Source organism: Kineococcus aridisoli (genome assembly GCF_050871885.1).
Lineage (GTDB): Bacteria > Actinomycetota > Actinomycetes > Actinomycetales > Kineococcaceae > Kineococcus.
Map to the genome: position 1 here is coordinate 1 of NZ_JBJLSF010000140.1, position 7,521 is coordinate 7,521.

Consider the following 7,521-nt stretch of genomic DNA (forward strand, 5'->3'; position numbering starts at 1 on the left):
GCCGGACCCGCGGCGGGTCTGGGGTTGTGGTCGACCCGCCCGGCGGTTTGGTCGGAGGCCCAGCCCCGGTCGAGGGGGGCGGGGGCCACCCGCCGGGCCGGGCGCCCGGCCCCCTCGCCGGAGAACGGCGGCAGCCCCACGAGGACGTGGTCGATGCGCGCGCTCGGCTGGTGCACCCGCGCGACCCAGGGGTTGGCCCGGTCCCACGTCAGGCCGCTGTCGCCGGGCTCGGCGTAGTGCCAGGAGTCGACGAGCACCAGGCCCGGGACGGGGCCGGCGGTGAGGTAGCCACCGGCCAGGCGCAGCTCGTCCGACTCCGCGACCGCGTTGAAGTCGCCGGTGAGCACCGGCGGGTAGAACTCCCGGGGGCGGTGCCGCTCGGCGACGAAGCCGACGAGCTCGCGCACCTGCGCGACGCGCACGGCGGACTCGGCCGGGGAGGAGTTCAGGTGCGTGGTGGTGAACGGCAGCGGCCGTCGCGGGGCGTCCACGAGCACCTGCAGCGCGGTGCGCCCCTCGTCCTCGTGGCCCCCGGCGGGCAGCCGGCGCACGCGTTCCTCCAGCAGCGGGTACCGGCTCAGGACGGCGTTGCCGAACTGCAGCTCCTCGGCGCCGGCGGCCTCGCCGGTGGAGAGCAGCCGGCGCTGCCAGCGCTGCGGCGCCGGCGAGGGGGACCAGGCGACGTGCATCCCCAGCCGCTCGCCCAGCCAGTGCGCGAGGTTCTCGTCCCCGTCGGCCCACACCTCCTGCAGGCCGACGACGTCCGGCGCGTGCTCGGCGAGGACGGCGAGCAGGGCCTCGCGGCGGGCGCGCCAGTCGCCGAAGCGCCACCACACGTTCCAGGTCATGACCCGCAGGGGCGCGTCGGCGGTGCCGGGGGTGGAGGGGGCAGGCGTGCTCATCTCGGCGCCGAGTCTCGCAGCCGGCCGCACGCGCACCGCGCCGGGGGCCCGCCCGTCACGGCGCACCCGTGGCGGTGCTCGTGGCGGTGCTCGTGGTGGTGGCGCTCGGGCGCGGCAGCGCCGTGCCGTCCTCGCCGAGCTCGGCCATGCCGGGGAAGGCGGTGACGGCCGACCCCCACCGGCGCGCGGCGCGAGCCGCCCGCAGCAGGGCCGCCGCGGCCGCGGCGCGGTCGGGGGCGGAGGCCGCGACCACGTCGGCGTGCACGCCGGCCAGGCGCTCCTCCACCGCCGCCGCGAGGGCGGCCGCCGCCTGCGGGGTGGCCGCCTCGACGTCGTAGCCGGCGGCGGCCTCGACGGGGGCGGCGCCGCGCGCCAGCAGCAGGTCGACGAGGTCGTCGCGGGCCACCCGGTGCGCGTCCAGGTCCGCGGCGGCCTCCGCGCGCCGCTCGGGGCCGGCGCGGCCGGTGACGAGGCCGTAGGCGTGCACCGCCGCGTGCTCCCCGGCCAGGGCGCGCTGCAGGGCCGCCGTGCCCGCCTCGTCGGCGGGGCCGGCCGTCGGGGAGCCGGCCGGGGAGCTGGAGGAGGTGGTCGGCGCCGGCACGGGCGGGGCCGGCAGCGCCGTGGCCGTGGCCAGGCCGTCGAGCAGCAGCGCGCGCGAGGCGGCGATCGAGGCGAGCAGCCGGGCCGTGCCGGCGCCGGTGCGCCCCGCCCCGGTGGCCGTCGCCGTGGCCAGCGCGGAGGCCGCGGTGGTGGCCAGGCGCGAGAGCAGCGCGGCCGGGTCCGCCGCGGTCGCGCCGGTCGTCGCGCCGGTCGTCGCGGTGGCCGTCACGGTGGCCGTCACGGCCTCCTCGGCGTCCGCGCCCAGCGCCCGCAGGTGGGCGGTGCAGGTCTGCACGAGCGCGCTCGCGGCCTGCTGCAGCGGAGCGGCGGCCGCGGCGGCCGGCAGGGCGAGCCCGAGCAGGTCGCGGGTCTCGGCCACGGCCCGGGTGCGGGCGTCGTCGTCGGGTCCCGCCGCGGCCGTGGGGGTGGGCTCCTCCCCGGCGACCCAGCGCACGCCGCAGCCGGTGAGGGACCACGCGCCGAGCGCGGCGCCCGCCGCGAGGAGCAGGCCGCGGCGCGACGGGGAGGGCACGGGCACGCGGGCATCGTGCCACCTCGCCCGGACGGGGCAGCGGGGGTGCGCGCGGCTCGGTGCCGCCCGCGCGCCGGGATAGGCTGTCCCGTCGTGCCCGGCCCCACCGGCTGGTCGCGCGAGAACTCGAGAGCAGGGGAGGAACGGTCGTGCCGTCGTTGGACGAGGCCGTGACCGCGGTGCTGGCCCCCGTGTTCGCCGCCGGCGGGGAGCTCGGCGGGGACCTCGCCCTCGAGGAGGTCGCCGTCACCAGCGCGGGCCGCCGCAAGGTCGTGCGGGTCGTGGTCGACAAGGCCGGCGACGAACCGGGGGAGCTGGACCTCGACGCGGTCGCGCGGGCCTCGACGGCGGTCTCGCAGGCCCTGGACGACTCCGACGCCCTCGGCGAGGCCGCCTACACCCTCGAGGTCAGCTCCCCGGGCGTCGACCGCCCGCTCACCACCCCCCGGCACTGGTCGCGCGCCCGCGGCCGGCTGGTGCGCGCCGTCCTCGGCGACGGCGGCGCGCTGCTCGGCCGGGTGCGCGAGGTGGACGCCGACGGCGTGCTCGTGACGCTGGAGCCCCAGGCCGTCAAGGGCAGGCCGCCGCGGGCCGCGGACGTCGGGGCGCCCCGGCGGCTGGCCTGGGCCGAGCTGGTGCGCGGCGAGGTGCAGGTGGAGTTCCGCCGCGCCGGCGACGACGAGCCGGACGACGAGCTGGACGAGGACGACGAGCTGGACGAGCTGGACGACGCGGTCGAGCCCGACGAGGACGAACGCGAGGACGAGCAGTGAACATCGACATGGCCGCGCTGCGGATGCTGGAGCGCGAGAAGGAGATCCCCTTCGAGACGCTCGTGCGGGCCATCGAGCAGGCGCTGCTCGTGGCCTACCACCGCACCGAGCACGCCGACCACAAGGCGCACCCCGACGCCCGCGTCGACCTCGACCGCGCCAGCGGCGAGGTGCGCGTGATGGCCCGGGAGCTCGCCGAGGACGGCACCCCGGTCGGCGAGTACGACGACACCCCCTCCGGCTTCGGCCGGATCGCGGCCACCACGGCCCGCCAGGTGATCCTGCAGCGGCTGCGCGACGCGGAGGACGAGGCCGTGCTCGGCGAGTTCGCCCGCAGCGAGGGCGAGATCGTCTCCGGCGTCGTCCAGCAGGGGCGCGACCCGCGCGTCGTGCAGGTCGACCTCGGCACGCTCGAGGGCGTGCTGCCGCCGGCCGAGCAGGTGCCGGGGGAGCGCTACGAGCACGGCAGCCGCCTGCGCTGCTTCGTGGTGAGCGTCAAGAAGGGCCCCAAGGGCCCGCAGGTGGTGCTCTCGCGCTCGCACCCGCTGCTCGTGCGCAAGCTGTTCGCGCTGGAGGTGCCCGAGATCGCGGACGGCACCGTCCAGATCACCGCCCTCTCGCGCGAGGCGGGGCACCGCTCGAAGATGGCGGTGCGCGCCACGCGGCCCGGGATCAACGCCAAGGGCGCCTGCATCGGCCCGATGGGCCAGCGCGTGCGGGCGGTCATGGCCGAGCTGCGCGGCGAGAAGATCGACATCATCGACCACAGCGACGACCCGGCGCAGTTCGTCGCCAACGCGCTCTCGCCCGCGCGGGTCACCTCGGTGGCGGTCGTCGACGAGGCCACCCGCTCGGCGCGGGTGGTCGTCCCCGACTACCAGCTGTCGCTGGCGATCGGCAAGGAGGGTCAGAACGCCCGCCTCGCCGCCAAGCTCACGGGCTGGCGCATCGACATCCGGCCGGACACCGAGGCGGCCGGCGGCTCGGCCGGCGACCCGGCCGGTGCGTCGACCCCGGGCGAGAGCTGAGCGGGAAGGGCTACACTGCCCACATCGTTACAGTGCTTGGAACCGGTCGTGCCGATCGGCCGTCCACCGCGCCCGTCGCCCGGGCGACCCCGCGAGGGGGCCGCACCGAGCCGGTGCGCACGTGCGTGGGTTGCCGACAGCGGGACGCCCGGTCCACCTTGTTGCGGGTCGTCGCCGCGAGCGACGAGGCGGGGGACCTCCTCGTCGACGCGCAGCGACGTCTCCCCGGCAGGGGCGCGTGGCTGCACCAGCGGTCCTCGTGCCTGGAGCAGGCGGAGAGGCGCCGGGCGTTCGCCCGTGCGCTGCGCCGCCCGGCTCCCCTCGACACCTCGGGCGTACGGTCCTACCTGGACTCGTGCGGCTCCGAGGACGTCGAACCCCCCACCACCGACGAGAACGGGTCGAACAGCTGATGAGCACCCGATGAGCTTCCAGCGATGAATCCCCCCGACTGACGACGGTCCGCGCCCCGAGTGGTAGCCCGGACCGAGACAGGAGAGAAGTGGCAAAGGTCCGGGTCTACGAGCTCGCCAAGGAGTTCGGAGTCGAGAGCAAGGTCGTCCTGGCCACGCTCAAGGAGATGGGCGAGTTCGTCCGGTCGGCGAGCTCGACCGTGGAACCGCCGGTCATCCGACGGCTGAAGGACAAGTTCCCCCAGGACGGCGCCGCAGGTGGCCGTCCGAGCCCGGCGGCGAAGCCGGGTCCCCGTCTGCCGCAGGGTGCCCGTCCGGGTCCTGCGCCGGCTGCGCGCCCCCAGGCGCCGGCCCCCGCGCGTCCGGCGGCTCCGGCCGCGCCCGCCCCGTCGCCGGCCGCCCCCGCGGCTCCGGCCGCGCCGGCAGCGCCGGTCGCCCCCGCTGCGGCCTCGCCCGCCTTCCAGGCGCCCGCGGCCTCGGCCCCGAGCGCCCCGGAGCAGCGTCCGGCCGCCGCGCAGCGCCCCGCCGCGCCCTCGCCGCAGCGTCCCGCTCCGGCGCGTCCGTCGACCCCGCCCGCCTCCGGCGGACCCGGTCAGGGACCGCGTCCGGGGGCCCGCCCCGGCGCTCCCGCGGCTCCCGGTCAGGGCGGTCGTCCCGGTGCCCCCGCGGCTCCGGGTGCGCGTCGTCCCGGTCCGCCCGACCGCGGCGCTCCCGGTGAGCGCCCGCGCTCGGACCGCCCGGAGCGCTCGGACCGCCCCCAGGGCGGAGACCGCGGTCAGGGTCGTCCGGCCGGTCCCGGTGGCGCTCCGCGCCCCGGTGCCCCGCGCCCGGGCAACAACCCGTTCGCCCCGAGCCAGGGCATGCCCCGTTCGCAGGACCGCGACCGCGACCGCGGTCAGGGCGGCCCCGGCGGTGCGGGTGGCCAGGCCGGCGGGATGCCCCGTCCCCAGGGCGCCCCGCGTCCGGGCAACAACCCCTTCGCGGCCAACCAGGGCATGCCCCGTCCGCAGGGCGGGCCGCGTCCCGGCCCGGCCGGCCCCGGTGGCCCCCGTCCCGGTGGGCCCCGTCCGAACCCGGGCATGATGCCCGCGCGCCCGACGGTCGGCCGTCCGGGTGCCGGTGCCGGTGCGGGTCGTCCGGGTGCGCCCGGTCGCGGCGGCCCCGGTGGCGGTCGCGGTGGTGGCTTCGGCGGCCGTCCGGGTGGTCCCGGTGGCCCCGGTGCGGGTGCCGGTGGCGGCGGTTTCGCCGGCCGTCCCGGTGGCGGTCCCGGTGGTCGCGGTGGTCGCGGCGGCACGCAGGGCGCGTTCGGTCGCGCCGGTGGCCGTCCGGTCAAGGGCCGCAAGTCCAAGCGCGCGAAGCGCCAGGAGTACGAGGCGATGCAGGCCCCCTCGGTCGGGGGTGTGCAGGTCCCGCGCGGTGACGGCTCGACGGTCGTCCGCATCCGTCGCGGCGCCTCGCTGACCGACTTCGCCGACCGCATCGACGCGAACCCCGCGTCGCTGGTCACGGTGCTGTTCCACCTCGGTGAGATGGCCACCGCGACGCAGTCGTTGGACGAGGACACCTTCCAGGCCCTGGGCGCCGAGCTCGGCTACGTCGTCGAGGTCGTCTCCCCGGAGGACGAGGAGCGCGAGCTGCTCGCCGGGTTCTCGATCGACCTGGACGCCGAGCTGGAGGCCGAGGGCGACGAGGAGCTGGAGTCCCGTCCGCCGGTCGTCACCGTCATGGGTCACGTCGACCACGGCAAGACGAAGCTGCTGGACGCCATCCGCTCCACCGACGTGGTGGCCAAGGAGGCCGGTGGGATCACCCAGACCATCGGCGCCTACCAGGTCACCAAGGAGCACGAGGGCGTCGAGCGGGCGATCACCTTCATCGACACCCCGGGTCACGAGGCCTTCACGGCCATGCGTGCCCGCGGCGCCAAGGTGACCGACATCGCGATCCTCGTGGTCGCGGCCGACGACGGCGTGATGCCCCAGACGATCGAGGCGCTCAACCACGCCCAGGCGGCCGACGTGCCGATCGTGGTCGCGGTGAACAAGATCGACAAGGAGGGCGCGAACCCGGCGAAGGTCCGCCAGCAGCTCACCGAGTACAACCTGGTGGCCGAGGAGTACGGCGGCGACACCATGTTCGTCGACGTCTCCGCCCGCGCCGGGCAGAACATCGACGCGCTGCTCGAGGCGGTCCTGCTCACCGCGGACGCGGCGCTGGACCTGCGGGCCAACCCCCACAAGGACGCCCGCGGCATCGCCATCGAGGGCAACCTCGACAAGGGCCGCGGCCCGGTCGCGACGGTCCTGGTGCAGTCCGGGACCCTGCACGTCGGCGACGCCATCGTCGCGGGCACCGGTTACGGCCGCGTCCGCGCGATGCTCGACGAGCACGGCAACCAGCTCTCGGAGGCGACCCCGTCGCGTCCGGTGCAGGTGCTGGGCCTGACCTCGGTGCCGGGAGCCGGCGACACGTTCCTCGTGGCGCCCGACGACCGCACCGCGCGCCAGATCGCCGAGAAGCGCGACGCCGCCGAGCGCAGCGCCCTGCTGGCGAAGTCGCGCAAGCGGATCTCGCTGGAGGACTTCACCGCCGCCCTCGACCGGGGCAAGGTCGAGAGCCTCAACCTCATCCTCAAGGGTGACGGTGCGGGGTCGGTCGAGGCCCTCGAGGACGCGCTGCTGAAGATCGACGTCGGTGACGAGGTCGAGCTGCGCGTCATCGACCGCGGGGTCGGGGCCATCACGAAGAACAACGTGAACCTCGCCGTGGCCTCGAACGCGATCATCATCGGCTTCAGCGTCCGCCCGGAGCAGCAGACGAAGGAGTACGCCGACCGCGAAGGCGTCGACGTCCGGTACTACTCGGTCATCTACCAGGCGATCGAGGACGTCGAGAACGCCCTCAAGGGCATGCTCAAGCCGGAGTTCGAGGAGGTCCAGCTGGGCACGGCGGAGGTCCGCGAGATCTTCCGCTCCTCCAAGTTCGGCAACATCGCCGGCTGCCTCGTCCGGTCGGGTCTCATCCGGCGCAACACCAAGGCGCGCGTGCTGCGCAACGGTGTCGTGCACGGCGACAACCTCACCATCGAGTCGCTGCGACGGTTCAAGGACGACGCCACCGAGGTCCGCGAGGGCTTCGAGTGCGGCATCGGCCTCGGCTCGTACAACGACCTCCAGGTCGACGACGTCATCGAGACGTTCGAGATGCAGGAGAAGCCGCGCGGCTGACGCGGCCCGAGCACGGTCGCCGGGGGGCGGGACCCGCGGGTCCCGC

The 7,521-nt window shown here is 76.5% G+C and carries 6 protein-coding genes; 4 read left to right on the top strand and 2 right to left on the bottom strand.

Annotation, left to right across the window (positions count from 1 at the left end; genetic code table 11):
• Both ACRYM2_RS22330 and ACRYM2_RS22335 read right to left on the bottom strand, forming a co-directional pair.
• A partial coding sequence (locus ACRYM2_RS22330; RefSeq protein WP_432524836.1) for an endonuclease/exonuclease/phosphatase family protein occupies positions 1–902 on the bottom strand: 902 nt, incomplete at its 3' end.
• 55 nt (positions 903–957) lie between these two features.
• Complete coding sequence (locus ACRYM2_RS22335) at positions 958–2,040, bottom strand: DUF4439 domain-containing protein (protein WP_432524838.1); 1,083 nt, start codon at positions 2,038–2,040, stop codon at positions 958–960.
• Between the two features lie 143 nt (positions 2,041–2,183).
• Between ACRYM2_RS22335 and rimP the strand changes: the two genes are divergently transcribed.
• The 4 genes from rimP to infB all read left to right on the top strand — a co-directional run bounded on the left by rimP (position 2,184) and on the right by infB (position 7,475).
• Positions 2,184–2,807, top strand: coding sequence for a ribosome maturation factor RimP (gene rimP, locus ACRYM2_RS22340; RefSeq protein WP_432524840.1), 624 nt, complete (start codon positions 2,184–2,186; stop codon positions 2,805–2,807).
• Entirely contained in the window at positions 2,804–3,835 is a 1,032-nt protein-coding gene (gene nusA, locus ACRYM2_RS22345) for a transcription termination factor NusA (protein WP_432524842.1), read from the top strand. Before rimP ends, nusA begins: the two co-directional genes overlap by 4 nt.
• 125 nt (positions 3,836–3,960) lie before the next feature.
• Entirely contained in the window at positions 3,961–4,248 is a 288-nt protein-coding gene (locus tag ACRYM2_RS22350; RefSeq protein WP_432524844.1) for a YlxR family protein, read from the top strand.
• 89 nt (positions 4,249–4,337) lie between these two features.
• A complete protein-coding gene (infB, locus tag ACRYM2_RS22355) occupies positions 4,338–7,475 on the top strand; it encodes a translation initiation factor IF-2 (RefSeq protein WP_432524845.1) in 3,138 nt (1,045 codons plus the stop codon).
• Positions 7,476–7,521 lie beyond the last annotated feature (46 nt).